Origin of the sequence: Mesorhizobium sp. M7A.F.Ca.US.008.03.1.1, assembly GCF_003997495.1 — a bacterium.
GTDB lineage: Bacteria > Pseudomonadota > Alphaproteobacteria > Rhizobiales > Rhizobiaceae > Mesorhizobium.
Map to the genome: position 1 here is coordinate 1 of NZ_RZRU01000035.1, position 24,970 is coordinate 24,970.

Genomic DNA, 24,970 nt, shown 5'->3' on the forward strand with positions numbered 1-24,970 from the left:
CGCCGACAACTCCAGACATGCCAGCCCTTGGGCTGCAAAGGTCTATCAGGACGCCAGAAAGCGAGGGTGCAGACACCCTCATGCCGTTCGCATCCTTGCCAGAGCTTGGCTCAGAATCCTCTGGCGCACCTGGCAGGACGGTACACTCTACAATCCAGACAGACACCCCGCCGCAGCCGTCTTGCTCGCCAAAGGTTGACACAGGAAGTCTCATGGGTGAGCTACCTGACCAAGCCGCTGTGAATTTAGAAGCTTGGGGGAGCGCTTTGGCACAAGCCGCACAGCTTCATATTAACAAGAAGCGATCGGGACGAGTCGTCTGGGGCTTGGAATGACAATAGATGAGACCGAACTACCTTCGATCGCCGCGGAGCGAGCCGCGATGGTCGAAGGTATTCTGATCGACTGTGCGACCGGCGGGTCTTCGCAGAATGACATTTACGAACGTCTACGGCGCGAGTTTGTACAAAACGAGGAATTTAAGCCTCTGCTGCCGCCATTCGTTCGGGCTCATCGAAATTTGACGTCGTTCTGGGGATGGATAAAGCAGCAAGCCGGAACCTACGCCGAGCGCCGACAAATAATCGGAGCGGGGTTCACGCCTCTCATGGATCATTTGGAAGGCAAAGGATCTGCGCCAGGTGACAAACTCGTCTCTGAGACATTGGAAACGTTCGATGCCGAGGGAGTTCACCTAGTCTGGAACAAAGCTCTAGCCAGACGATCGTCGGATCCGGAAGGCGCGATCACGGTCGCTCGAACTTTGTTGGAAACCGTGTGCAAGCGCATCCTTGATGAGTGTTCGATCTATTATACAGACAAGGAGGATTTGCCGAAGCTCTATGCGATGGCCGCGAAGGCTCTCAACTTGGCACCGGACCAGCATAGCGAGGAGCCAATCAAGGCTATTCTTGGGGGCGCGATGAACCTTGTGAATGGAATCGGCACGCTCCGCAATCGCCTCTCCGATTCTCATGGGCGAGGTGGACGCCTGCCTGTTAAACCGTCCGCGCGTCACGCAAGCCTCGCCGTCAACACAGCCGGAGCCGTAGCGACATTTTTGGTCGAGACATATGTCGAGAAGCATGTACCCGCGAAAGCGGCGGACGCAGCCTAATTCAACCTAGCTGCATTCTTCTGCAGATGTCGCGGCATGCATCCCCGCCCCAAACTGACTAGGCGAGGCGTCCATCAACCAACCTCCCCTTTCGGCCAGTCCCCTCACAAACCGCTTCAAACTCCGCGTCCGCTTCGCTACGCTCAAAACCATGGCTCAACCCACCAACCCGATCTTCGGTGCCCGCCGCGACCAGGCGTTCCCCACGCTGGCCGAGGTGGACATCGACCGCATGCGCCGGTTCGGCGAGGCCAGCGCCTATGCGGCCGGCGAGCACATCTTCGCAGCCGGCGATGTGGCGCCGGGCCTGATCGTCGTCCTGTCGGGCAGCGTGGACATCACACAGGATGGCAAACTCGCCCGGCGCGAGACGATCGTCACGCATGGTCCGGGCAGCTTCGTCGGCGAGCTGGCCCAGCTTTCAGCTCGTCCCTCGCTGGTCAATGCGCAGGCAGCCGAACCGGTGGAGGCGTTCGTCATCGCCTCGCAGCGGCTGCGCGACCTGATGGTGCAGGAGGCCAATCTCGGCGAGCGCATCATGCGGGCGCTGATCCTGCGCCGCGTCGGGCTTTTGGAGAGTGCCACCAGCGGGCCGATCATCATCGGACCTGTCGCCAATGGCGACGTCTTGCGGCTGCAGGGTTTCCTCGCCCGCAGCGGCCAGCCGCACCGCGTGCTCGATTCAGACAGCGATCCCTGCGCCAAAACCCTGGTCGAGCGCTTCGAGGTCGACCCGCACCATCTGCCGATCGTGCTGTGTCCAAACGGCAGGCTGCTGCTCAATCCCGGCGAGAAGGACCTCGCCCGCTGCATCGGCCTGCTGCGGCCGATCGATGCCGCCAAATTGTATGACGTCGCCATTGTCGGCGCCGGCCCGGCGGGGCTGGCGGCGGCGGTCTATGCGGCGTCAGAAGGGCTGTCGACGATCGTGCTCGATTGCCGTGCCTTCGGCGGACAGGCGGGCGCCTCCTCGCGCATCGAGAACTATCTCGGTTTCCCCACGGGCATTTCGGGCATGGCGCTGATGGCGCGCGCCTACAACCAGGCGCAGAAATTCGGCGTCGAAATGGTGATCCCGGACGAGGCGAAGCTTTTGAGCGCCGCGACCGACGGCGCCGGTTACAGGCTCGATGTCGGCGACGGCGAGACCGTGCGCACGCGCAGCGTGGTGATCGCCAGCGGCGCGCGCTATCGCCGCCTCGATGTCGCGAACCTCGCCCAGTTCGAGGGAACGTCCGTGCACTATTGGGCCTCACCCATCGAAGCCCGGCTTTGCGGAGGCCAGGAAGTGGCGCTGGTCGGCGCCGGCAATTCCGCCGGCCAGGCCGCCGTCTATCTGGCCAGCCACGTGAAGCAGGTGGCGCTGCTGGCGCGGGGCGGCAGCCTTGAGGCCAGCATGTCGCGTTATCTGGTCGAGCGCATCCGGGCGCAGCCGAACATCGAGGTGCTGACCGGGACCGAAATCGAGGCGCTGGACGGCGAAGAGGGCAATCTTGCCACCGTGCGCTGGCGCAACCGCGCCAGCGGCGAGGAAACGATGCGCCAGATCCGCCATCTCTTCCTGTTCATCGGCGCCGACCCGAACACCGACTGGCTGGCGAACTGCAACGTGGCGCTGGACGCCAGGGGTTTCGTGCGCACCGGATCGGACCTGGGATCGGCGCCGATGGAGACGAGCCGCAGCGGCGTGTTTGCCATAGGCGACGTCCGCGCCGGCTCGGTCAAGCGCGTCGCGGCGGCTGTCGGCGAAGGCGCCCAGGTGGCCGCCGCCTTGCATGCCTATCTCGGGCGCGGCAACGCCGACGCATCTCAAACGGCAGGGAGACCATGATGGATGAATGCAGACATACGCGCGACATCAGGGACGTGACGCCGAGCGCGCTCGGCTGCGAGGAATGCCTGAAGAGCGGGTCGCAATGGGTGCATCTGCGGCTGTGCCGCACTTGCGGCCATGTCGGCTGCTGCGACGACTCGCCCAACCGCCACGCCACAAAGCATTTCCACGCCACCAAGCATCCGATCATCGAGGGCTACGATCCACCGGAAGGCTGGGCATGGTGCTATGTCGACGAGGTGTTTGTCGACCTCGGCGACGACGTGACCCCGCAGAACGGCCCGATCCCGCGCTTTATTTGAGCGGCGCCGCATGGCGAAGGAATCCCGAGAAAAGAGCGGTCCATCCGGGCTTTCTTGGCGGCGGCCTCCCTGCTGAACGGCTTGGCAGTCAGTCGGCGAAATACTGATACCCCAGCCACCCGGCCAGCACGATCGAGGCAGCCCAGATACAAACAATGATCACCGCCGCGTAGAGGCTCACCGGCCTGTCGGCGGCCAGCGCGGCGGTTTTTCTGTGTTCCGCCATCACCTCGGGCGGTATCATTCTGACCACGGCAAGGACGCCCAAAGGGACAAGGATCACGTCGTCGAGATAGCCGATCACCGGAATGAAATCGGGGATCAGATCGATTGGCGACAAGGCATAGCTTGCAACACACAGGGCAAGCGCCTTGGCGTACCAGGGCGTTCGGGGATCGCGAGCGGCGAGGTAGAGCGCATGCACATCGCGCTTGATCGTTCGGGTCCACTCATTCAGTGCCATCGGATGATTTTAGCGCCAAATGAGAACCGCCGATAGCGCACGCCAGGCGCAGGCCTGCGAGAGCATCTCGAAGAGCCGATGACCGCTGGTCTACCGCACGGAGCCAGTGACGGTCGGGTCGATCATGCTGGGAACCGACTTGCGTTCGTTTCCGGCAAGCGCCGCTATGATCAGCAGGCTGGCAACCACCGGGACAAACAGGATGGCAACGCGAGCTTGCACGTAAAATATGGCGCGCCATTCATTGCGCTTGTCGGGGCTGTTGCTCATCATACTCACTTTGTCGGCCCCCCGGGCCGATGACATAGCCGCGAACGGTTAAACAACTCCTTCCGACTTCGTTAACCCGGCGGATTTGAGGCGAAATTCCACGCGATCCCACAGATGGCGATCCCAGGCTTCAGTTCAGCCCGATGCGGCTGGCGCCCTGCCGGAACAGCGCCACGGCATCCGGTTCGAAGCGGAAGGTGCCGATGAAATCGTCGGCGCTATAGTCCGGTCTTGTCTTGCGGATGGCGGCGGCGAAGCTGCGCGCCTCGTCGAGCCGTCCGGCCAGCGCCAGGCAGTGCGCGGCGATCGCCAGTATGATGGCGTGGGCATTGGGCCGCGCCGCCGCCTTCAGCGCCCATTCGGCCGCTTCCTCGAACTGGCCGAGCCGGACATGCGCCATGGCGCGTGCCCCCAGCATGCCGAACAGCAATGGGTCGAATGGGCTGAGATGGCGCGAATGGTCGGAAGAGCCTATCGCCGCTTGCGGGTCGCCCGACTGCGAATGCACGAAGGACAGCGCGTAGTGGCCAAGCGCGAAGTTGGGGCTGAGATCGACCGCCCGCTCCAGTTCGAGCAGCGAACCGTCCTGCTCGCCGCGCAGCCACAGCGCCCGGCCCATTGCCCAGTGCGCGGCCGGATTGTGGTCGTCGACCAGCAGGCTGTGTCCTGCGCTCTCGAAGGCCAGCGCGCTTTCGCGGTCGCGGTCGCCCCAGCGCTGGAAGGCGCTCTGCCAGTGGGTGAAGGACAGGCCGGCATAGGCGCGGGCAAAGGTCGGGTCGAGCTGCAAAGCCTGGGCAAAGAAATGCCGCGCCTGCTCGTTTTCCGCCTGGGTGAAGCGGTACATGTGCCAGAGGCCGCGATGATAGGCCTCCCAGGCGTTGAGCGAGCTGGGCGCCTTCAGCATGGCGCGGTTGCGCTCGACTGTTTCGATCTCGGCCGAGATCGAGGAGACGATGCTGTTGCCGATGTCGTCGAGCACGGAAAAGATGTCATCGGGCCTGCGCTCGAAGGTCTCGGCCCAGACGATCCTGGCGCTGCGCACCTCGATCAGTTCGACGCTGACGATGAGGCGGCCGGACGGGCTGCGCACCGTGCCGGTGGCGACATAGTCGACATTCAGCCGGCGGCCGGCATCCTCGGGCGCGATGTTCTGCTCGGCCAGCGCAAACACCGATCCGCGCGCGATGACGAAGAAATCCCTGAGCTTGGCCAGGCGCGTGATGATGTCGTGGGTGAAACCGTCGGCCAGTCCGCCGCGCGTGCCGCCGCTCTCCTCGACAAACGGCATCACCGCCAGCGAAGCGTTGCTGGGCTCGACCGGGCCGGGTGCGGTGGGCATGGTGGCCGCCAGTGGCGATAGCGTGGACAGGCAGGCCGCCCGAAGCGAGGTGCCCGACTGTCGGTCACGGATCGCCCGCCAGGCCGCGCGAAGCGGTGCGAAATCCAGCTCCTCCGACCGAAACAATCGTTCCGCCGCCGCCAGATGCTCTTCGGCCGCACCGGCCTCGCCGCGCCCGGCCAGACCGGCCAGAAGTGCTGCATGCGCACGCGTGTCGAACGGCGCCAGTTCCACCCAGGTGTCGAGATGCGCGATCGCCTCGTCGCCATCGGCCGGCAGACTTCCAACAAGCTGTTCCAGCACGGCGGCGTGGCAAGCGCTGAAGCGGCGGCGCTGCGCGGTCAGCCAGCTGTTGAAATGCGGGCTGCGCTCGAGCTCCAGCCCGTCGAGGAAATCGCCGGCAAACAGTTTGGCCAGCGCCCGCAAGCGGTCGACATCAAGGGTGCCGAGCCCTTGCGTGGCGGCTTGGCTCACCTCCAGCGCATCGACCAGGCAATCGCTCAGATCGAGTACGACCGTGTCACCTTGGGTGGAGACCCGGCGCCGGCCCGGCATATCAAGCGCGCCGCGCAGCTTGCTCAGGCACCAGCGCAGTTCGCCCCTTGGGTCGTTCGGCACATCCCACAACAACTCGCACAGGCGACTGCGGCCGACCGGATGCGGCGCCAGCGCCAGATAGGCGAGCAGCGCGCGCAGCTTGCGTGACGACGGCAGCGCAACGGACACATCGTTGCCGGAGATCATCAGCGGACCGAGCAGGCGCACGGAAAGGATCGGCATCTCGCCGTCCGGCCTCGATCGGGTGGATTCCACGTGCGTTTCCACGCCTGCTCCCACGCTGGCCTGTCGGCCTCTCCTGTATCACCAAACACGACACGGCGCATCCGGCAGCGGATTTCAGCGCCGGATACAGCCATTGCCGCTGTGCGGCATGTCAGTCCTAGCGCGGCAAGGTCACCAAACCTCGCCGCCCAACCCGCCGGTTTGTAACCGGCCCGTGAAGACAAAACGCGATGACAATCAAGGAGACCAAGATGTTGCAGCAGCAGAAGATCAGGACCACGGCCGGCCGTGGCCGCCTTTTCGACAGCATTCTCGACACCGTCGGCGACACGCCGGTGGTTCGCATCAACAATCTCGGACCGTCCCACGCGACGATCTACGTCAAGGCCGAGTACTTCAATCCCGGCGCCTCGGTGAAGGACCGGCTGGCGCTCAACATCATCGAGGAGGGCGAGCGCAGCGGTGTGCTGAAGCCGGGCCAGACGGTGGTCGAGGCGACCAGCGGCAACACCGGCATCGGCCTCGCCATGGTCTGCGCGCAAAAGGGCTATCCGCTGGTCGTCAGCATGGCCGACAGTTTCTCGGTCGAGCGCCGCAAGCTGATGCGCATGCTGGGCGCCAAGGTGGTGCTGACGCCGCGCGCCGAAAAGGGTTTCGGCATGTACAAGAAGGCGGTGGAACTGGCCGAGGCCAATGGCTGGTTCCTTGCCCGCCAGTTCGAGACGGCCGCCAACGCCGCCATCCACGAGGCAACGACGGCGCGCGAGATCGTCAATGATTTCGAAGGCTCGCGGCTCGATTGCTTCGTCACCGGCTATGGCACCGGCGGCACGGTCGTCGGCGTGGCGCGCGTGCTGCGCCGCGAGCGTCCGGAAACCCGTATCGTGCTCTCCGAGCCGGCCAACGCGCAGCTCATCGGCAGCGGCAAGGTGCAGCAGCGCGGCGCCGATGGTGCCCCCGCCGCCAGCCATCCAGCCTTCGAGCCGCACCCGATCCAGGGCTGGACGCCGGATTTCATCCCCAACGTGCTGCAGGAAGCCATCGACACCAGCCTCTATGACGAGGTGATGCCGATCGCCGGGCCCGAGGGCATCAAATGGGCCAGGGAGTTGGCGCGGAAAGAGGGCATCTTCACCGGCATTTCCGGCGGCGCGACCTTCGCCGTGGCACGGCAGGTCGCGGAGAAGGCGCCGGCCGGCGCGGTGATCCTGTGCATGCTGCCAGACACCGGCGAGCGCTACATGTCGACGCCGCTGTTCGACGGCATCGAGGCCGAGATGGACGCCGACGAGACCGCCCTGTCGCGCTCGACGCCCGGCTGCCAGTTCCCGGCGGCTTGACGGGAGATCCGATATGGATGCCGTGCAAGAAAACCTCGGCCTGGTGGCCGAGGAAACGCTCGATCCCCCGGACTGGGCCGATGTGCAGGCCCTGTCGCACCGGGTCATCGACGATGCGGTCGATTATCTCCGCGATGTGCGCGACCGCCCGGTCTGGCGGGAGATGCCGGCCGATGTGAGAGAGGCCTTCTCGGCGCCGCTGCCGCGCTCGCCGGCGCCGCTGGATGCTGTCTATTCCGAGGTGTCCCGCACGGTGATGTCCTATCCGATGGGCAACATCCACCCGCGCTTCTGGTCCTGGTATATGGGGTCGAGCAACTTCACCGGGGCGCTCGGCGATTTCCTGGCGGCTATCCAGGGCTCGAACCTCGGCGGCGGCAACCACGCCGCCGGGCTGATGGACAGCCAGGTGGTCAACTGGTGCAAGGAGATGCTGGGCTTTCCCGCTTCTGCCGGCGGCACGCTGGTCAGCGGCGGCTCGATGGCCAACATCATAGGGCTGACCGTGGCGCGCAACGTCAAGGCCGGCATCGACGTGCGCGAGCATGGCGTTGCCGCCATCGAAAAGCCGCTGCGCTTCTACGGCTCGGAGCAGATCCACTCGTGCCACCGCAAGGCGATGGAGGCGCTCGGCCTCGGCAACCGGGCGCTGCGCCGCATCCCGACCGATGCCGGGCTGCGCATCGACATCAATGCCTTGCGTGCGGCCATTGCCGAAGACCGCGCGGCAGGGTTCAAGCCGGCCTGCGTCATCGGTACGGCCGGCACCGTCAACACCGGGGCGATCGACGATTTGCAGGCGCTTGCGAAGCTGGCACATGAGGAAGGCCTCTGGTTCCATGTCGACGGCTGCATCGGCGCGCTGATCGCGATTGCGCCTGAAAATGCCCATCGCGTCGCCGGGATCGAACGGGCCGATTCGGTCGCGCTCGATCCGCACAAATGGCTGCACGCGCCGTTCGAGGTCGGCTGCGCCCTGGTCAGGGATGCCGCCGCGCATCGGGGGACCTTCGCGGTGACGCCGGAATATCTGGAATCGACGCCGCGCGGCCTCGCTTCCGGCGAATGGCTGCACGATTACGGCCTGCAGACGTCGCGCGGTTTTCGCGCGCTGAAGGTGTGGATGGCGCTGAAGCAGCACGGCGTCGAGAAATTCGGCCGCCTGATCGACCAGAACATCGCCCAGGCCGTCTATCTCGCCGGTTTGATCGAGGCCGCGCCGCGGTTGCAACTGGCGGCATCGCCGACCGTCAACATCGTTTGCTTCCGCTATCAGCCCGGTCTGACAGGCGAGGTTCTGAAGGCGCTCAACACGGAGATCATGCTGCGGCTGCAGGAACAGGGCATCGCGGCCCTTTCGGACACCACGGTGCATGGCGAGCACTGGTTGCGCGTGGCGATCACCAACCACCGCACACGGCGCGAGGATCTCGACCTGCTGGTGCGTGAAACGGTGCGGCTGGGGCATGAGATCGCAACGCAGGATTCCGCGCCTTCCTAGTTACGGGCAGGCATGCGATTCTGCCGCGATGATTCGGGAGATCCAGGCCGTGACGCTGTTTCGTATGGTTGCACTGGCGGCGCTGGTCTTCACCCCCCCGGCGCAGGCCGCCGACATGGCCTTTTTCGTCAAGAACCTGCGCAAGGAATCTGTCGCGGTCGAGCTGTTCAGCCGCGACCGTGAGACGGTCTGGCCGGGCAATGACAAGGTGTTCCTGATTGGCCCCGGGTCGCAGAAATCCGTGCCGCTCTCCTGCGATCAGGGCGAGCATATCTGCTATGGCGCCTGGGTTGACGGCAATGACAGCATCTCGGCCGGCGTCGGGCCGGACAATGATCAGCCCTGCGACACCTGCTGCTTCATCTGCGTCGAACACTCGACCGAGACGATCGATCTGGTGCCGTAGAGCGTGGAAGTTTCGTTGGACCCAAATTAAGTCGGGGATCGGCTCGTCCTGTCCACTTCCGCGATTCAGCGCTGCATGCAATGGTCGCCCCGCGGCCGGGTGGGCCGCTTATTCGGGGGGTTAACATGTTTTACGCCTATGCGCGCCGCACGCTGGTCGCGCTGTCGCTTGCCGCGCTGTTTGTGCCGGCCGCACACGCCGCCGATATCACCTTCGCCATCAAGAACAGCCACCCCAACGCCATGCGCGTCGAACTCTACAGCCAGGACCGCGACTATGTCTGGCCGGGCGACGACAAGGACTACTTCCTCGACGATGGCGAGACCAAACAGCTGCCGATATCGTGCAACGAGGGCGAATCGATCTGCTACGGCGCCTGGGTCGATGGCGACGAGGGCACTTATTGGGGCGTCGGTCCCGGCAACAAGGAAAAATGCGAGGATTGTTGCTATACCTGCAACGGCGGCGAGACCGAGGAAATCGATCTGGTCCCCTGACCGGCTTGCCAGCTTGACGGTTTTTCCTGCTGGAGCCATAGCCTGGACAGATACCCAGAGCGCGCCGCGTCCATCGGATGCGACGTGCTTCAGGCAGAAGGAGCCCAGCTATGGCCGGCATGGTCGAAAGCGACAAGATCGACGTCGGATTCTCCGGCAAGCGCTGCATCCATTCGCGCAACTGCGTGCTCGGCGATCCGCATGTCTTCGTGCCCAACGCGCCGGGCCAGTGGATTCATCCCGACGCGGCCAGCGTCGAGAAGGTCGTCGCCATCGCCGAAAGCTGCCCCTCGGGCGCCATCACCTATATCAGGAAGGATGGCGGGCCGCAGGAGCAACCACCGGTGGTCAACACGGTGCGGCTTCGGGAAAACGGCCCGCTGGCGGTACACGCCGAGATCGTGCTCGACGGCGAGACTTCTTATCGTGCCACGCTCTGCCGCTGCGGCGCTTCGGAAAGCAAGCCGTTCTGCGACGGCAGCCACAACAAATCCGGTTTTGCCGCCACCGGCGAGCCGCCGCTGAAGGACACGCCGGCGCTGGAGGCGAGGAATGGCCCGCTGAAAGTGACGCCGACCACCAATGGCCCGCTCAAGCTTGAGGGCAATCTCGAGATCGTCACCGGAACCGGCCATACGGTCGACCGTACGCAACGCGCCTTCCTCTGCCGCTGCGGCCATTCCGCCAACAAGCCGTTCTGCGATGGCACGCACAAGAAGGTTGGGTTTGTGGGTTAGGTTGACGCTGCGGCGAAGCTGCCAATCTCCCCCCTCGTGGACCCACGAGGGGGGAGATCAGCTCTCCTCCCTTGGCCCAGCGCTCGCAGCTTTATCGACCGGCCCGCATCGGCTAAAGGCAGGGGCAGACAAACTCCCCAGCCGGACCGCCGCCAAAAATGACAGCCAAGACCAAGCCAAAGCCGCTGTTCCTCGGGATCGACACCGGCGGCACCTACACCGATGCCGTGTTGTGGTCTGAAACGGAAGGCCCGCAAGAAGGGCCGAACAAGGGCAAGGTGCTGGCCAAGGCCAAGGCGCTGACCACAAGGCATGATCTCGCCGTCGGCATTTCCGGCGCCGTCGACGCGGTGCTGCAAAAGGCCGGCACCGATCCCGCCGCCATCAAGCTGGTGTCGATGTCGACGACGCTGGCCACCAACGCACTGGTCGAGGGCCAGGGCGGCCGCGTCGCGCTGGTGATGGTCGGCTTCTCCGAGGGCGACCTGGCTCGCGACGGGCTGAAGGCAGCACTTGGCACCGACCCGGTGGTTTTTTGTCCGGGCGGCCATGATGTGCACGGCAACGCGGCGAAACTCGATCTGTCCGGGCTGGAGGCAGTGCTGCCGGAACTTGGCGCCTCGGTGTCCGGCTTTGCCGTCTGCGCCTATTTCGCCACCCGCAACCCGGCGCATGAGATCGCCGCCCGCGAGCTGATCCGCGAAAAGACCGGGTTGCCGGTTACATCAAGCCACGAGCTGTCGGCCAAGCTCGGTGGCCCGCGCCGGGCGCTGACGACGCTGCTCAACGCCAGGCTGATCTCGATGATCGACCGGCTGGTGGCGGCGACCGAAGGTTTTCTCGAGGCGCGCAACATTGCGGCACCGCTGATGGTGGTGCGCGGCGATGGCGCCCTGGTTTCGGCGGCGTTTGCCCGCCGGCGGCCGATCGAGACCATCCTGTCCGGCCCGGCCGCCAGCCTGGTCGGCGCCCGCCACATGACCGGGCTCGACAATGCCGTGGTGTCCGACATCGGCGGCACCACCACCGACGTCGCCGTGCTCGACGGCGGCCGTCCCAGGCTCGATCCGGAAGGCGCCACCGTCGGCGGCTTCCGCACCATGGTCGAGGCTGTCGCCATGCGCACCTTCGGCCTCGGCGGCGATTCCGAAGTGGCGCTGGAAGATGGCGCGCTCAGCCCAAAGATCCTGCTCGGGCCGCGCCGCCTGGTGCCGCTGGCGCTGGCCGGCATGGCGCATGGCGTAGCGGTGATTTCAGAGCTGGAGCGCCAGCTGCGCGCGCCCAATCCCGGCCGCATGGACGGCCGTTTCGCGGTGCGCACCGGCGTGCCCGACCGGCTCGCCGCCGGCCTGACCGGCGCCGAAGCCAGGCTTTACGAGGCCATCGGTGCCGTGCCGCTCGCCGTCGACAGGCTTTTGACCTCGAACGCCCAGAACGCGACGCTGAACCGGCTGGTGTCGCGCGGGTTGGTGCATGTCGCCGGCTTCACCCCGTCGGACGCCGCCCACGTGCTGGGCAAGCAGGCGAACTGGGATCCCATCGCCGCGCGCCTCGGTGCCGAACTGTTCGCCCGCAAGCGTGACGGCCGTGGCCAGAACATCGCTGCTTCGCCCGAAGCGATCTCGGAACGAGTGCTGGTGACGCTGACGCGCTGGTCGGCCGAATATATCCTCGAGACCGCCTTTGCCGAGGATGGGCTCGATGGCGCGTCGACGGTGGCGCACGCCCTGGTGCAGCGCGCGGTCGACGCGCATCCCGGCATCGCCCGCCTGAGCGTTGCGCTCGACCGCCCGGTCATCGGCCTCGGCGCCTCGGCGCCGCTGCATTATGCCGGCTTGGCCGACCTGATCGGCAATGACTGCGTGGTGCCTGAGGATACCGATGTCGCCAACGCGCTCGGCGCCGTCGTCGGCCAGGTCAGGGTATCGGCCGAAGCGCGCGTCAGCCAGCCCCAAGAAGGGCTGTTTCGTCTCGCCTCGGGCGAGACCGTGCGCGATTTCCTCGACGAGGCGACGGCGATCGCGGCGGCCGAGGCCGATGTCCGCGCCATCGTCGCGGAGCGCGCCAGGGATGCCGGCACCGACAGCGCCGAGATCGACGTCGCCACCGAATTCCGGGTCTCGACCGTCGAGGCCCAGCGCATGTTCATCGAGGCGCATGTCGTGGCCGTGGCCTCGGGAAGGCCGCGCATTGCGGTTTGAGCGAGACGGCGAAATACGCCACCTTCACCCTAAGCTGAATTGACCCGGCAAACCTGACATGCCAAAGGCCCGCAAAGCCTTTCATCTGGAGTAGCCTGATGACCGACCGCATCGAGATCGCCGGATTGCGGATTGCCCGCGAGCTGCATGAGTTCGTGGCCAGGGAAGCGCTGCCGGGCACGGGGATCGAAGCGGACGCCTTCTGGAACGGTTTTTCAGCCATCGTCCATGACCTGGCGCCGAAGAACCGGGCGCTGCTGGCAAAGCGCGATGCCATCCAGGAACAGATAGACGGCTGGTATCGCGAGCATGGCGCACCCATCGACATGGAGGCCTACAAGGGTTTTCTGAAAGAGATCGGCTACCTCGTTCCCGAAGGCCCGGCCTTCAGCGTGTCGACCGACAATGTCGACCCGGAAATCGCAATCGTTGCCGGCCCGCAGCTGGTCGTGCCGGTGATGAATGCGCGCTATGCGCTCAACGCCGCCAATGCGCGCTGGGGTTCGCTCTACGATGCGCTCTACGGCACCGACGCTATCCCCGAAACGGATGGCGCCGAAAAGGGCAAAGCCTTCAATCCGGCGCGCGGCGCCAAGGTCGTTGCCTGGACGAAGGCCTTTCTCGACGAGGCTGCCCCGCTCACTTCGGGCAAATGGGCCGGCGTCAATGGTCTGTCGCTGGCGCAAGGCGCCTTGCGGCTGAGCGCCGGCGCGGGCTCGACGACGCTGGCCGACCCCAGGCAATTCGTCGGCTATCGTGGCGATGCCGCCAATCCCGATGCGGTGCTGCTGGTCAGGAATGGCTTGCACATCGAGATCGTGATCGATCGCAACAACCAGATCGGCCGCACCGATCCGGCGGGCATCGCCGATGTCATCCTGGAATCGGCGCTGACCACCATCCAGGACTGCGAGGATTCGGTCGCGGCGGTGGATGCGCCAGACAAGGTCGTCGTCTATCGCAACTGGCTCGGCCTGATGAAGGGCGACCTGGCGGAAGACATCACCAAGGGCGGCAAGAGTTTTGTCCGCAAGCTCAATCCCGACCGCTCCTACACCGCGCCCGCCGGCGGCACGCTGACAGTGCCCGGCCGCTCGCTGATGCTGATCAGGAATGTCGGCCACCTGATGACCAACCCTGCGATCCTTGACCGCGACGGCAACGAGGTTCCGGAAGGCATCCTCGATGCGGTGCTGACGGCGTTGATAGCGCTGCACGATGTAGGGCCGAACGGCCGCCGCGCCAATTCCCGCGCGGGCTCGATGTACGTCGTGAAACCCAAGATGCATGGGCCGGAGGAAGTCGCTTTCGCCGTCGAGATATTCGACCGCGTCGAGGCGCTGCTCGGCATGGCCAAAAATACCATCAAGATGGGCATTATGGACGAGGAGCGGCGCACCACGGTCAACCTCAAGGAGGCGATCCGCGCCGCGCGCGAGCGCGTGGTGTTTATCAACACCGGCTTCCTCGACCGCACCGGCGACGAGATCCACACCTCGATGGAAGCCGGCCCGATGATCCGCAAGGGCGACATGAAGCAGGCCGCCTGGATTTCCGCCTACGAGGCGTGGAATGTTGACATCGGGCTTGAATGCGGCTTGGCCGGCCACGCCCAGATCGGCAAGGGCATGTGGGCGATGCCGGATCTGATGGCGGCGATGCTGGTCGAGAAGATCGCCCACCCCAAGGCCGGCGCCAACACCGCCTGGGTGCCGTCGCCGACGGCGGCGACGCTGCATGCCACGCACTATCACAAGGTCGATGTCCACGCGGTGCAGGCGGCGCTGAAGAGCCGGCCGAAGGCCAGGCTCGACGACATCCTGTCGGTGCCGGTCGCGGTGCGGCCGAACTGGTCGCCCGAGGATATCCAGAAGGAACTCGACAACAACGCGCAGGGCATTCTTGGCTATGTCGTACGCTGGATCGACCAAGGCGTCGGCTGCTCGAAAGTGCCTGACATCAACGATGTCGGCCTGATGGAAGACCGCGCCACGCTGCGCATCTCCTCGCAGCACATCGCCAACTGGCTGCACCACGGCGTGTGCAGCGAGGACCAGGTGATGGCGACGATGAAGCGCATGGCTGACATCGTCGACCGCCAGAACGAGGGCGACCCGCTTTACCAGCCGATGGCGGCCGATTTCGACGGATCGATCGCCTTCCAGGCCGCCTGCGATCTGGTCTTCAAGGGCCGCGTCCAGCCCAACGGCTACACCGAGCCGGTGCTGAACGCGCGGCGGCTGGAACTGAAGGCGCAGCAGGGCTGAGCAGGCACAAACGGCGGATCGGCGGCGTGATTGCCGCCAACGGTCTTGATCGGCCGCGTTTCTCTCAACCGGCGGCGCTGCCGTGAATGGGGCGGCGGGTTCGGCCTGGCTTCCTGCGGAGTGAGGCGTCAGGAAGCTGCATGGTCCAGGAGCCGGATGGTGGGATCGCGACGGTGTTCGGAGTTGACCCGATCGACGCCTTCCACCGTAATCGCGATCGTCCCGTTTTCCACTCTTGCTATCCAGCCCTTCGCTTTCAGATACCAGAGATGAAACTCGAGATGCTCTCGCGGACAGCCTGACAGGCGTTCGAGCTCCACATCCCCGATCCCGGGATTGCTGACGTCGTGCCGGCGCTTGGCGTAAAGCAGCGACAGCAGCCTGGCCTGGATCACGACATCCCGCTCGACGCCTTTGGTGCTGCTGGCTTCCTCGGCCAATTCGCGGCGAAGGCCGGCATGGTCCCTGTGCGCGATGTCGTATTGAGCGCGTTTGACCGGATCCTTGAGCGTATTGTGGGCTTCCACGATTTCACTGAAGCGGGCCTCATCGCCGGTTTCGCGATTGTCGGGATGATAGCGCATCGCAAAATAGCGAAATATGCGCTCCAGCGTTTCCGAGTTGGCGTTCGGGCTAACTTCCAAAACTTCGTAGTAGTCAATGAACATAGCGGGCTCCCCGACCGCAATCATATTCGCATTGTCTAAATAAGGAATGTCCAATGCAGAGACCAAGACTTTGGTCCGGCGTCGATGACGTCCACCCTTCTGGAAGCGGAAGAAAATGGCCGGCGCCCGCTCGGTGGGGGCCGTTGGGTGGTGAGGACGCCGGCCAAGCGGACAATCAGGTCCGCCGCACCGTGGAGATGATCGATTCGCAGAGGCCGGGTTACGGCGTGATCGCGGAAGGCAACGTGGCGAGGTCGGCTTGTCGGGCGGCGAGTGACTACGCCGCCTGCGCCATGCGCTCCGCGCTCATGCGATAGGAGATCGCTTCGGCCAGATGGATGCGGCCGACGGTTTCGCTGGCGTCGAGATCGGCCAGTGTCCGCGCCACCTTCAGCACGCGGTGATAGGCCCGCGCCGAAAAGGCGAGCTTTTCGCTCGCGTCCTTGAGCAGCGACAGGCCGGCGGCGTCAGGCATGGCGATCTCCTCGATCATCGCCGGCGAGCAATGCGCGTTGGTGGTGGCGCGGGTAGCGCCGAGCCGCTCGAAGCGCTCGCGCTGAATGGTGCGGGCACGCGCCACGCGCACCGCCACATCGGCGCTTTTCTCCGCCCGGTCGGGCCGGATCAAGTCGCTGGCCGACACCGCCGGCACCTCGACCCTGAGATCGATGCGGTCGAGCAGCGGGCCCGAAATGCGCGCCTGATAGTCGGTGCGGCAACGCTCGCCGCGCAGGCAGCGATAGCCCGGCTCGCCGGCCATGCCGCAGCGGCACGGGTTCATCGCCGCGACCAGCTGGATACGCGCCGGATAGGTGACGCGATGGTTGGCCCGCGCGATCATGCAGTCGCCGGTCTCCAGCGGCTGGCGCAGCGCATCGAGCGTCTGCGGTGTGAACTCGGGAAACTCGTCGAGGAACAGCACGCCGTGATGGGCCAGCGACACCTCGCCCGGCCGCGCGCGGATGCCGCCGCCGACCATCGCCGCCATCGAGGCCGAATGGTGTGGCGCGCGGAACGGCCGCCGGTCGGTCAATTTGCCTTCGCCGAGTTCGCCCGCCACCGAGGCGATCATCGAGACTTCCAAGAGTTCCTTCGGCGCCAGTGGCGGCAGGATCGACGGCAGCCGCTGCGCCAGCATCGATTTTCCCGAGCCCGGCGGCCCGATCATCAGCAGATTATGCCCACCGGCGGCCGCCACTTCCAGCGCCCGCTTGGCGGTCTCCTGGCCCTTGATGTCGGCGAGATCGGGCAGGTCGCGTGCCGCGGCGTGGATGCCGGCCTCGGGGCGCGACAGCACCTGCGTGCCGCGAAAATGATTGGCGATGGCAATCAGGCTGCGCGGCGCCAAAATGTCGAAATCCTTTCCAGCCCAGGCCGCCTCAGGTCCGCAGGCGAACGGGCAGATCAGGCCCTTGCCCTCGGCATTGGCGGCGATCGCCGCCGGCAAGGCGCCGGCGACCGCGGCAATCGTGCCGTCGAGCGACAATTCTCCAAGCACGACATAGCCGGCCAGCATGTCGCCCGGAATGGCGCCAAGGGCAGCCATCAGGCCAAGCGCGATCGGCAGGTCGTAGTGACTGCCTTCCTTCGGCAGGTCGGCCGGCGCCAGATTGACAGTCACCTTCTTCGACGGCATCGACAGGCCGGAAGCATGCAATGCGGCCTGCACCCGCTCGCGGCTTTCGGCCACCGCCTTGTCGCCCAGGCCGACGATGTGCATGTTGACCTTGCCGGGCGCGATCATCACCTGCACGTCGACCGGCACGGCCTCGATGCCCTGGAAAGCGACCGTGCGAACCCGCGCCACCATCGTGCAACCCCAATTCAGGCTGGCCCCAGCCCTGCATTCAGGCCAGGAACGGCCCCTTGGGCAGACAATCACACTTCCACGGTCAAATCAAGAACATTACGGGAACATATGACCGCTTGGGTTGCAGCGGAATTGAGCGCGGTTGCAAAAACGGAACATGGTTAAGACAAAATGAAAACGGCTTACCCGCGCTTGTCCTCGACGGCATCCCAAAACAGGCTGGCGATGTCGGCGCCGCCGAAGCGGGCGACCTCGCGCACGCCGGTCGGCGAGGTCACGTTGATCTCGGTCATGTAGTCGCCGATGACGTCGATACCGACGAGGATGAAGCCGCGCTCCTTCAGCGACGGGCCGATGCGGGCGCAGATGTCGCGCTCGCGTTCTGTCAGCTCGGTCTTTTCGGCGCGGCCGCCGACATGCATGTTGGAGCGGGAATCATGCTCGGCCGGCACCCGGTTGATGGCGCCGACCGGCTCGCCGTCGATGAGGATGATGCGCTTGTCGCCCTTGCGCACGTCCTTCAGATAGCGCTGCACGATATAAGGTTCGCGGAACATCTGGCCGAACATTTCCAGCAGCGAGGCAAGGTTGCGGTCGCCCTCGAGCAGATGGAAGATGCCGGCGCCGCCATTGCCGTAGAGCGGCTTGACGATGATGTCGCCGAACTCCTTGCGGAAGGCGGCAACTTCGAGCGGATCCTTGGTGATCAGCGTGTCCGGCATCAGGTCGGCAAATTCGGTGACGAAGATCTTTTCGGGGCTGTTGCGCACCCAGGCCGGGTCGTTGACCACGAGCGTCTTCGGATGGATGCGCTCCAGGATGTGCGTGGTGGTGATGTAGTTCATGTCGAAGGGCGGATCCTGGCGCAGCAGGACGACATCCATTTCCGCGAGGTCGGTGCGCACCTTCTCGCCCAGCGAATAGTGGCTGCCCTTCTCGTCGCGCACCTGCATTTCCTCAATGCGGGCAAACACCTTGCCGTCGCGCGATGACAGCCTATCCGGCGTGTAGTGGAACAGCTCATGGCCACGCCGCTGCGCTTCCAGCGACAGCGCGAACGAGGTGTCGCCGGCGATCGACACGGTGGAGATGTGGTCCATCTGGACGGCGATTTTCAGCTTCATGGCGGGTCTCCGGCGGCTCGGATGGGCGACTGTCTTGCCTGTACAGGCTCACCGCCCGTCTGCCAATCGCGACTTGGCATCTGAACCCGAATGCGCACCTCACATCGATCCTTCGAAACAGGTCGCGGGTGCCCATGGAAAATCGATTTCGCGATACGTTTCCTAAAGGGTTTGCTGCCAGTCTGAAAATAAATTCCGACGTCACAAAACAGGGACACCGATGCAAACTTCGTTTGGCACCGGTCAGGCAAACAGGGAGAGCACGGATCTGGCGTTCACAGATCCGTTGACCGGGCTTGGCAACCATCGCCGCTTCTTCGACAAGGTCGATCGCCTTATCGCCGACCGTGCCGACGATCCCGCGCCCTTTACCGTCGGCATTCTCGACCTCGACGGCTTCAAGCCGATCAACGATCTGTTCGGCCACAAGGCCGGCGACGATATCCTGATCCAGGTGGCGATGCGGCTGCGCGCCTCGATGGACGGCTATTCCACCGTCTGTCGCATCGGCGCCGACGAATTCGCTTTTCTCTACCCGATGGTGTTCAGCGAGGAGGCGGCGGCCGAAAAATCCCGCATGCTGATCGAGATCCTGTCGGCGCCCTACGATGTCGGCGAACGCACCGCCAGGCTTTCGGCCTCGGTCGGCTGCTCGCTGTTCTATTCGGGCGACGAGACCACCGAGATCCTCATCAACAAGGCCGAGACGGCGCTCTACCACGCCAAGCGTTCCGGCCGTGGCCGCGTCGTCGTCTACACCCGTGAGATGGAAGAGGCGGCCAAGCGCGTCACCCGCATCGAACAGGCGCTGCGCCGTGCCGTCTCGGCCGGCGAGGTGGAGCCGCATTTCCAGCCCATCGTCGACCTCAACACGCGCCGCACCATCGGCTTCGAGACGCTGGCGCGCTGGACCGACCGCGATCTCGGTTCGGTGCCGCCGACTGTCTTCATTCCCATCGCCGAGGAGCGCGGCATCATCGGCCCGTTGTCGCAGCTGGTGCTGCGCAAGGCGACAGAGGCCGCCAGGAGCTGGCCGAAGGATCTGTTCCTGTCGTTCAACCTGTCGCCATCGCAGCTCGTCGACCAGAACACCGGCCTGCACATACTGGCGATCCTCGACCGCACCGGCTTCGATCCGCGCCGGCTGGAGATCGAGATCACCGAGACCGGCCTGATGAACGACCCGGCCTCGGCCGCGCAGATCGTCGAGGATCTGCGCCGCGTCGGCATCCGCGTCTCGCTCGACGATTTTGGCACCGGCCAGTCCTCGCTCGGCCGCTTGCGCGAATTCCATTTCGACAAGTTGAAGATCGACCGCGCCTTCGTCTCTTCCATTCTCGACGACCGCCCGTCCGAACACATCATCCGCGCCATCCTCGCTATGTGCGAGGGGCTCGGCATGGACGTGGTCGCCGAAGGTATCGAGCAGGAAGCGCAGGCCGATCGCCTCGTCCAGTTCGGCTGCGCCGGCGGGCAGGGCTATCTGTTCGGCAAGCCGGTCGATGCCGACGCCACGCTCGGCTATCTCCGCGATTCCTTCCGCGGCGCCCTGCGCGCCAAGGCGATCTGACCGGCGATCCCCGCGATCCGCAATCCTGATGCTGCCGCTGTGCGCATCCGGTGCGGCGCATTGTCGTTTTGTCTGACATAAGCCCTGAAATTCGACGGTTCGCCCTTGCCCGCGCGCCTTGCGTGGCTAGGATGCGCGCCGATCACGCAACAGCGCCGCGCGTCTTTCAAGACCCGCAAAGGACGCTGTAGCATTTAACATTTGCGCATGATCCCTTTCCGAAAATCGATCCGATTTTCGGGGTCATGCGCCGGAGAGAACAGATATGATGCCATCGGCGCATTTTGCCGACCTCGAAGGAGCCTCGGTGCTGATCACCGGCGGCGGCTCCGGCATAGGTGCTGCACTGACCGAGGGTTTTGTGCGCCAGGGCGCCAATGTCGCCTTCATCGACATCGCCGACGGTCCGAGCACGATACTCGCCGATCGCATCGAGAAAGCGTTCGGCAAGCGTCCGCTCTATCTCAAGACCGATTTGCGCGACGTCGATGCCTTGCGTGCGTCGGCGGCCAAGGCGGCCGAGGCGCATGGCGATGTCACCGTGCTGGTCAACAATGCGGCCTGGGACGAGCGCCACGCCGTCGAGGACGTGACGGTCGAGTTCTGGGACAACAACCAGGCGATCAATCTGCGGCCGCATTTCTTCACCGCGCAGGCGGTGGCGCCGGGCATGAAGCGGGCCGGCGGCGGCTCGATCATCAACTTCACCTCGACATCCTATCTGATCAACCACCCTGACATGCCGTCCTACACGGCCGCCAAGGCCGGCATCCTCGGCCTGACCAAGGGGCTGGCCGGCAAGCTCGGTGTGGACGGCATCCGCGTCAACGCCATTGCGCCTGGCTGGGTGATCACCGAGCGGCAGAAAGAGCTCTGGGTGACCGAACAGGCGCTTGCCGCCCATGTGGCCAAGCAGTGCATCAAGCAGGTGATGCAGCCCGACGACATCGTCGGCACAGTGCTGTTCCTCGCTTCGGACGCCTCGCGCATGCTGACCGCGCAGATGCTGATCGTCGATGGAGGTTTCCTGTGAACCCAGCCGGCAACGCACCGGCGGTCGCCGCCGTCGACTGGGGCACGACCCGCATGCGGGTCTGGCTGATCGATGGGCAAGGCAAGATGCTTGCCGAACGCCGTGGCGATGATGGCCTGATCACCGCCCAGCAAAAGGGCTTTTCGACCATCCTCGAAGGGCATCTGACGGCGATGGGAGCGCCAGCGGCGCTGCCCGTCATCATCTGCGGCATGGCCGGATCCCGCCAGGGCTGGCTCGAAGCACCCTATGTCACCGTGCCGGCGCCGCTTAGCGCCATCCTTGCAGGTGCTGTCAGCGTGCCCGGCCAGAGCCGCGATATCCGCATCGTTCCGGGCCTTGCCCAGCGGCTGACTGACGCGCCCGACGTCATGCGCGGCGAGGAAACCCAGCTTGCCGGCGCTGGCCTGCCGGCCAAGGGGCGCCAGCTGGTTTGTATGCCCGGCACCCATTCGAAATGGGTGCTGGTCGAGGATGGCGCGGTTGCCGGCTTCGGCACCTGGCCGACCGGTGAGCTGTTCTCCGTGCTTGCCGCGCACTCGATCCTGCGTCATTCGCTCGGCGAACATCCGAAGCCCGTCACATCCAACAACCCATTCTTCCGCCGCTGGTGCGAAACGGCGCTGGGTGATGGCGGCGATGTCACCTCGCGGCTGTTTTCCATCCGCGCCGCCGGCCTGCTGCAGGACCTGAAAGCCGACGATGCCGCCTCCTGCCTGTCCGGCCTACTGATCGGCGGCGAGATCGCCTCGGCCAGCCGCCGGCATGGCGCCGGCACGGAACCCGTGGTGCTGATTGCGTCCGGCGCGCTGGGAACTCTGTATAGCGAGGCACTCGGTCTTGCCGGGCTTGAGGTTCGGGCCGTCGACGCGGACGAGGCGGTGCGTACCGGACTCATCGAGGCGGCGCGCGAGAACGGCATGATCGCCAGAATTGGAGCAGCTCGATGAGCCAGACCGCACCTTTCCCCAAGCTCAAACGCGGGCTGGTCGCCATCCTGCGCGGCCTCAAGTCGACCGAGGCGATGGCCATGGGCCAGGCGCTGTTCGATGCCGGCATCGAGGCGATCGAAGTGCCGCTGAACTCACCGCAACCGTTCTCGTCGATCGCCCGCATCGTCCAGGTGCTGCCGAAAACGGCACTGGTCGGCGCCGGCACGGTGTTGACGCCGGCCGATGTCGATGGCTTGCACCAGGCTGGAGGGCGGCTGCTGGTCAGTCCCAACATCGATGCCGAGGTGATGGCGCGCGCCATGCACTACGGCATGGTGACGATGCCCGGCGTGTTCACGCCGACCGAAGCCTTCCAGGCGATCAAGCTCGGCGCCTCGGCCCTGAAATTCTTCCCGGCGAGCGTGCTCGGTGCCGGCGGCATTTCCGCGATGCGCGCCGTGTTGCCGGCGCAAACGCTGGTCGGTGCCGTCGGCGGCGTCTCCGAAAAAGATTTTGCCGGCTACAAGGCGGCCGGCGTGACCGCCTTTGGATTGGGCTCCAGCCTGTTCAAGCCGGGCATGAGCGTCGATGAGGTGGCCGCGCGTGCGCATGCTGCCGTCGCGGCCTGGGATGCGGTGTTCGGAGAAGCAGGATGAGCGAAGCGATCGTTTCGGTTTTTTCCGATCACGTCTGCCAGCTCGGCGAGGGGCCAAGCTACGATCCCGCCACCGATACGCTCTACTGGTTCGACATCGTCAACAGCCAGCTTCTGCAAAAGCGGCTGTCCGGCGGCGCGACCACCGTCCATGAGCTTGGCCAAATGGCGAGTGCCATCGCCGTCATCGACGACAAGCGCCAGCTGATCGCCGCCGAGACCGGCCTTTATGTCCGCGATGTCGCGACCGGCAAACTGACGCTGCACACGCCCGTCGAGGCCGACAATCCAGTCACGCGCTCCAACGATTCCCGGGTCCACCCCTGCGGCGCCTTGTGGATGGGCACCATGGGCAAGGGCGAGGAAAAAGGCGCGGGTTCGATCTACTGGTTCTTCAAGGGCGAACTTCGCCAGCTGTTTTCGGACATCACCGTCTCCAATTCGATCTGCTTTACCGAGGATGGCGCTCTCGCCTACTACACCGACACCTCGACCGGGCTGCTGATGCGCGTCGCCTGCGACCCTATGACTGGTCTGCCTGCAGGTGAGCCGAAGCTGTTCGTCGATCACCGCTCGGCCAAGGGCTATGTCGACGGGTCGGTGCTCGACCGCGACGGCATCCTGTGGAACGCCGTCTGGGGCGGCAGCGTCATCGAAGCCTATGGACCCGACGGCAAGCTCGTCCGCACGGTCGCCATGCCGGTGACGCAGCCATCCTGCCCGGCCTTTGTCGGTGCCAAGGCCGACCGGCTGGCGGTCACCTCCGCCTGGTCGGGCAAGGATGAGAAGCAGCGTCTGCTGGATTTGCAGGGCGGCATGACCTTTCTGCTCGATATTCCCGTCAACGGCCGCTTCGAGCCGCGCGTGCTGATCGCCTGAGCGAACTGGATTTTGCGGTCGGACGGTGTGTTGTCACGCAACCGTCCGACCCGGTCGGTTTCGCGAGAGCCTGACGCCTCGACCATGCGATGGTAGGCGATCGTGTCGTCGGGAACCGTTCATCTCATGCCAAGCCGCAAGCCGAAACTGATCCTCGTCCATGAGCCGGAAAAGGCTTGCCTGGACCGTCTGGTCGCCGATGGTCATGGACCGCAGCGCGCCGCCGAAATCGCGTCCTATCTGGCGCAGTCGACCGACCTCGCCGCTGAATTCGAGGCGCTTGGCCGCGCCTGCCAGGCGCGCGGCCTGTCTTTCGCCGCAGTGGCGCTCGACGAGGCCGCCAGCGTGCTCGCCAGCGAGCACCCTAGCACAACGCTGGTCTGGACGCTGACCGACGGCATCGCCTATTTCCGCGGCGGCGCGGCGCCCGCTCTGGCGCGATTGGGCGGTTTCAAGACGATAGGCGCCGACGATGCGCTGTTTGCCCTCTGCCAGGACAAGTTCCGCTCCGGCGCCGTGCTTGGCGCGCTCGGCCTGCCGGTGCCGCAGGCTGGTCTTGCGCGGGACGGCAGATGGTTGGTCGAGCCGCCGGCCTCGGGCGCCGGCTGGTTCGTCAAGCCCAACCGGCTCGGCGCCAAGATCGGCATCTGGCCGGATTCACGTGTGGCCGAGCTCGGCCATGCACTGGAGCTTAGCCGGCGCGTCTTTTCGGCCTATCGCGACGATGTCGTCGTCCAGCCCTATGTCGCCGGCCGCAACGTGCGCGCCAGTTTCCTCGGCCTGGTGCCAGGTGCCGGGGTCGAAGCGCTTGGCGTCGCCTTTGTCGATTCAGGCGCCGATTTCCAGACTATGGCGGATAGTCTGGCGCTCTATGGCGACACTGGCGAGGCAGCGAAAGCGGCAGGACATTACGCCGAACCGGAACTCGTCGCGGTTGCCGACAGCCAGCCGGTCGCCGACGCCAGGATTCGCGCGATCGCCGGGCGGCTGATGAGCGGGCTCGGCCTGCGCGATGTGTTTTCCATCGATCTCAGGGTCGAGGCCGACGACACCGTCCACCTCATCGAGTTCGAGGTTTGCCCCGGCCTGCCCTGCTTCGATTTTCGCGCTTATTGCCGCCAGCAATGGGGCCTCGAGCTTGTCGACGCCATGGCCGAGACCGCCGCCCGCCGGCTGATCGGCCAGGAGCATCGCGCCTAGACTAAAGGCGCGAGGGCAGATCGCGGGCCGATCAGCAGACGC

General features: G+C 65.2%; 22 protein-coding genes. 16 read left to right on the forward strand and 6 right to left on the reverse strand.

Going from position 1 to position 24,970, the window contains the following annotated elements:
- The first annotated feature begins 331 nt into the window (after positions 1-331).
- The 3 genes from EOA16_RS30415 to EOA16_RS30425 all read left to right on the forward strand — a co-directional run bounded on the left by EOA16_RS30415 (position 332) and on the right by EOA16_RS30425 (position 3,253).
- On the forward strand, positions 332-1,117 hold the full coding sequence (locus EOA16_RS30415) for an abortive infection family protein (RefSeq protein ID WP_127261437.1): 786 nt from the start codon (positions 332-334) through the stop codon (positions 1,115-1,117).
- Between the two features lie 151 nt (positions 1,118-1,268).
- Positions 1,269-2,948, forward strand: a complete 1,680-nt coding sequence (locus tag EOA16_RS30420; protein ID WP_127261438.1) for an FAD-dependent oxidoreductase — start codon at positions 1,269-1,271, stop codon at positions 2,946-2,948.
- On the forward strand, positions 2,945-3,253 hold the full coding sequence (locus EOA16_RS30425) for a UBP-type zinc finger domain-containing protein (RefSeq protein WP_164754435.1): 309 nt from the start codon (positions 2,945-2,947) through the stop codon (positions 3,251-3,253). Before EOA16_RS30420 ends, EOA16_RS30425 begins: the two co-directional genes overlap by 4 nt.
- An 88-nt stretch (positions 3,254-3,341) precedes the next feature.
- Here the strand turns inward: EOA16_RS30425 and EOA16_RS30430 are convergent, their stop codons facing one another.
- The 3 genes from EOA16_RS30430 to EOA16_RS30440 all read right to left on the reverse strand — a co-directional run bounded on the left by EOA16_RS30430 (position 3,342) and on the right by EOA16_RS30440 (position 6,105).
- A complete protein-coding gene (locus EOA16_RS30430) occupies positions 3,342-3,716 on the reverse strand; it encodes a YkvA family protein (RefSeq protein WP_127261440.1) in 375 nt (124 codons plus the stop codon).
- A gap of 90 nt (positions 3,717-3,806) precedes the next feature.
- The gene (locus EOA16_RS30435; protein ID WP_023814179.1) at positions 3,807-3,986 is read right to left on the reverse strand and encodes a hypothetical protein; all 180 of its coding nucleotides are present in this window, start codon (positions 3,984-3,986) and stop codon (positions 3,807-3,809) included.
- A gap of 130 nt (positions 3,987-4,116) precedes the next feature.
- Positions 4,117-6,105 (reverse strand): BTAD domain-containing putative transcriptional regulator, encoded by a 1,989-nt coding sequence (locus EOA16_RS30440; protein WP_127261474.1) that lies wholly within the window; start codon positions 6,103-6,105, stop codon positions 4,117-4,119.
- 254 nt (positions 6,106-6,359) lie between these two features.
- Between EOA16_RS30440 and cysK the strand changes: the two genes are divergently transcribed.
- The 7 genes from cysK to EOA16_RS30475 all read left to right on the forward strand — a co-directional run bounded on the left by cysK (position 6,360) and on the right by EOA16_RS30475 (position 15,057).
- A complete protein-coding gene (gene cysK / locus EOA16_RS30445; RefSeq protein ID WP_127261441.1) occupies positions 6,360-7,448 on the forward strand; it encodes a cysteine synthase A in 1,089 nt (362 codons plus the stop codon).
- A 13-nt stretch (positions 7,449-7,461) separates the two neighbouring features.
- Positions 7,462-8,949, forward strand: a complete 1,488-nt coding sequence (locus EOA16_RS30450) for an aspartate aminotransferase family protein (protein WP_127261442.1) — start codon at positions 7,462-7,464, stop codon at positions 8,947-8,949.
- A 49-nt stretch (positions 8,950-8,998) separates the two neighbouring features.
- A complete protein-coding gene (locus EOA16_RS30455) occupies positions 8,999-9,355 on the forward strand; it encodes a hypothetical protein (RefSeq protein ID WP_127261443.1) in 357 nt (118 codons plus the stop codon).
- 125 nt (positions 9,356-9,480) lie between these two features.
- Positions 9,481-9,852, forward strand: a complete 372-nt coding sequence (locus tag EOA16_RS30460; RefSeq protein WP_127261444.1) for a hypothetical protein — start codon at positions 9,481-9,483, stop codon at positions 9,850-9,852.
- A gap of 110 nt (positions 9,853-9,962) precedes the next feature.
- Entirely contained in the window at positions 9,963-10,589 is a 627-nt protein-coding gene (locus EOA16_RS30465) for a CDGSH iron-sulfur domain-containing protein (protein ID WP_127261445.1), read from the forward strand.
- Positions 10,590-10,747: 158 nt separating this feature from the next.
- Positions 10,748-12,790 (forward strand): hydantoinase/oxoprolinase family protein, encoded by a 2,043-nt coding sequence (locus tag EOA16_RS30470; RefSeq protein WP_127261446.1) that lies wholly within the window; start codon positions 10,748-10,750, stop codon positions 12,788-12,790.
- A 98-nt stretch (positions 12,791-12,888) separates the two neighbouring features.
- Positions 12,889-15,057 carry a malate synthase G gene (locus EOA16_RS30475; RefSeq protein ID WP_127261447.1) on the forward strand — a complete coding sequence of 723 codons (2,169 nt, stop codon included), beginning with the start codon at positions 12,889-12,891 and terminating at the stop codon, positions 15,055-15,057.
- 128 nt (positions 15,058-15,185) lie between these two features.
- Here the strand turns inward: EOA16_RS30475 and EOA16_RS30480 are convergent, their stop codons facing one another.
- The 3 genes from EOA16_RS30480 to gshB form a co-directional block, all read right to left on the reverse strand.
- Positions 15,186-15,725, reverse strand: coding sequence for a J domain-containing protein (locus EOA16_RS30480; protein ID WP_127261448.1), 540 nt, complete (start codon positions 15,723-15,725; stop codon positions 15,186-15,188).
- Positions 15,726-16,002: 277 nt separating this feature from the next.
- Positions 16,003-17,535, reverse strand: coding sequence for a YifB family Mg chelatase-like AAA ATPase (locus EOA16_RS30485; protein ID WP_127261449.1), 1,533 nt, complete (start codon positions 17,533-17,535; stop codon positions 16,003-16,005).
- Positions 17,536-17,717: 182 nt separating this feature from the next.
- On the reverse strand, positions 17,718-18,659 hold the full coding sequence (gshB, locus tag EOA16_RS30490) for a glutathione synthase (protein ID WP_127261450.1): 942 nt from the start codon (positions 18,657-18,659) through the stop codon (positions 17,718-17,720).
- 220 nt (positions 18,660-18,879) lie between these two features.
- Here gshB and EOA16_RS30495 point away from each other — a divergent pair, with 220 nt between their 5' ends.
- The 6 genes from EOA16_RS30495 (at position 18,880) to EOA16_RS30520 (ending at position 24,928) form a co-directional block, all read left to right on the forward strand.
- Positions 18,880-20,229, forward strand: coding sequence for an EAL domain-containing protein (locus tag EOA16_RS30495; protein WP_127261451.1), 1,350 nt, complete (start codon positions 18,880-18,882; stop codon positions 20,227-20,229).
- Positions 20,230-20,494: 265 nt separating this feature from the next.
- On the forward strand, positions 20,495-21,262 hold the full coding sequence (locus EOA16_RS30500) for an SDR family oxidoreductase (protein WP_127261452.1): 768 nt from the start codon (positions 20,495-20,497) through the stop codon (positions 21,260-21,262).
- Positions 21,259-22,212, forward strand: coding sequence for a 2-dehydro-3-deoxygalactonokinase (locus tag EOA16_RS30505; RefSeq protein WP_127261453.1), 954 nt, complete (start codon positions 21,259-21,261; stop codon positions 22,210-22,212). The genes EOA16_RS30500 and EOA16_RS30505 overlap by 4 nt, the downstream gene beginning before the upstream one ends.
- Complete coding sequence (locus EOA16_RS30510) at positions 22,209-22,850, forward strand: 2-dehydro-3-deoxy-6-phosphogalactonate aldolase (RefSeq protein WP_127261454.1); 642 nt, start codon at positions 22,209-22,211, stop codon at positions 22,848-22,850. The genes EOA16_RS30505 and EOA16_RS30510 overlap by 4 nt, the downstream gene beginning before the upstream one ends.
- Positions 22,847-23,728 (forward strand): SMP-30/gluconolactonase/LRE family protein, encoded by an 882-nt coding sequence (locus EOA16_RS30515; RefSeq protein WP_127261455.1) that lies wholly within the window; start codon positions 22,847-22,849, stop codon positions 23,726-23,728. The genes EOA16_RS30510 and EOA16_RS30515 overlap by 4 nt, the downstream gene beginning before the upstream one ends.
- A 126-nt stretch (positions 23,729-23,854) precedes the next feature.
- Positions 23,855-24,928 (forward strand): D-alanine:D-lactate ligase-like protein, encoded by a 1,074-nt coding sequence (locus EOA16_RS30520; protein WP_127261456.1) that lies wholly within the window; start codon positions 23,855-23,857, stop codon positions 24,926-24,928.
- The last annotated feature ends 42 nt before the right edge of the window (positions 24,929-24,970 follow it).

Excerpts from the sequence above, each read along its gene's own strand:
- EOA16_RS30435 (WP_023814179.1), bottom strand. The coding sequence starts at position 3,986 with ATGAGCAACAGCCCCGACAAGCGCAATGAATGGCGCGCCATATTTTAC.
- EOA16_RS30415 (WP_127261437.1), top strand. The coding sequence starts at position 332 with ATGACAATAGATGAGACCGAACTACCTTCGATCGCCGCGGAGCGAGCC.
- gshB (WP_127261450.1), bottom strand. The coding sequence starts at position 18,659 with ATGAAGCTGAAAATCGCCGTCCAGATGGACCACATCTCCACCGTGTCG.
- EOA16_RS30430 (WP_127261440.1), bottom strand. The coding sequence starts at position 3,716 with ATGGCACTGAATGAGTGGACCCGAACGATCAAGCGCGATGTGCATGCG.
- EOA16_RS30500 (WP_127261452.1), top strand. The coding sequence starts at position 20,495 with ATGATGCCATCGGCGCATTTTGCCGACCTCGAAGGAGCCTCGGTGCTG.
- EOA16_RS30480 (WP_127261448.1), bottom strand. The coding sequence starts at position 15,725 with ATGTTCATTGACTACTACGAAGTTTTGGAAGTTAGCCCGAACGCCAAC.
- EOA16_RS30520 (WP_127261456.1), top strand. The coding sequence starts at position 23,855 with ATGCCAAGCCGCAAGCCGAAACTGATCCTCGTCCATGAGCCGGAAAAG.
- EOA16_RS30470 (WP_127261446.1), top strand. The coding sequence starts at position 10,748 with ATGACAGCCAAGACCAAGCCAAAGCCGCTGTTCCTCGGGATCGACACC.
- EOA16_RS30460 (WP_127261444.1), top strand. The coding sequence starts at position 9,481 with ATGTTTTACGCCTATGCGCGCCGCACGCTGGTCGCGCTGTCGCTTGCC.
- EOA16_RS30465 (WP_127261445.1), top strand. The coding sequence starts at position 9,963 with ATGGCCGGCATGGTCGAAAGCGACAAGATCGACGTCGGATTCTCCGGC.
- EOA16_RS30440 (WP_127261474.1), bottom strand. The coding sequence starts at position 6,105 with ATGCCGATCCTTTCCGTGCGCCTGCTCGGTCCGCTGATGATCTCCGGC.
- EOA16_RS30425 (WP_164754435.1), top strand. The coding sequence starts at position 2,945 with ATGATGGATGAATGCAGACATACGCGCGACATCAGGGACGTGACGCCG.
- EOA16_RS30475 (WP_127261447.1), top strand. The coding sequence starts at position 12,889 with ATGACCGACCGCATCGAGATCGCCGGATTGCGGATTGCCCGCGAGCTG.
- EOA16_RS30450 (WP_127261442.1), top strand. The coding sequence starts at position 7,462 with ATGGATGCCGTGCAAGAAAACCTCGGCCTGGTGGCCGAGGAAACGCTC.
- EOA16_RS30420 (WP_127261438.1), top strand. The coding sequence starts at position 1,269 with ATGGCTCAACCCACCAACCCGATCTTCGGTGCCCGCCGCGACCAGGCG.
- EOA16_RS30515 (WP_127261455.1), top strand. The coding sequence starts at position 22,847 with ATGAGCGAAGCGATCGTTTCGGTTTTTTCCGATCACGTCTGCCAGCTC.
- EOA16_RS30495 (WP_127261451.1), top strand. The coding sequence starts at position 18,880 with ATGCAAACTTCGTTTGGCACCGGTCAGGCAAACAGGGAGAGCACGGAT.
- EOA16_RS30485 (WP_127261449.1), bottom strand. The coding sequence starts at position 17,535 with ATGGTGGCGCGGGTTCGCACGGTCGCTTTCCAGGGCATCGAGGCCGTG.
- cysK (WP_127261441.1), top strand. The coding sequence starts at position 6,360 with ATGTTGCAGCAGCAGAAGATCAGGACCACGGCCGGCCGTGGCCGCCTT.
- EOA16_RS30510 (WP_127261454.1), top strand. The coding sequence starts at position 22,209 with ATGAGCCAGACCGCACCTTTCCCCAAGCTCAAACGCGGGCTGGTCGCC.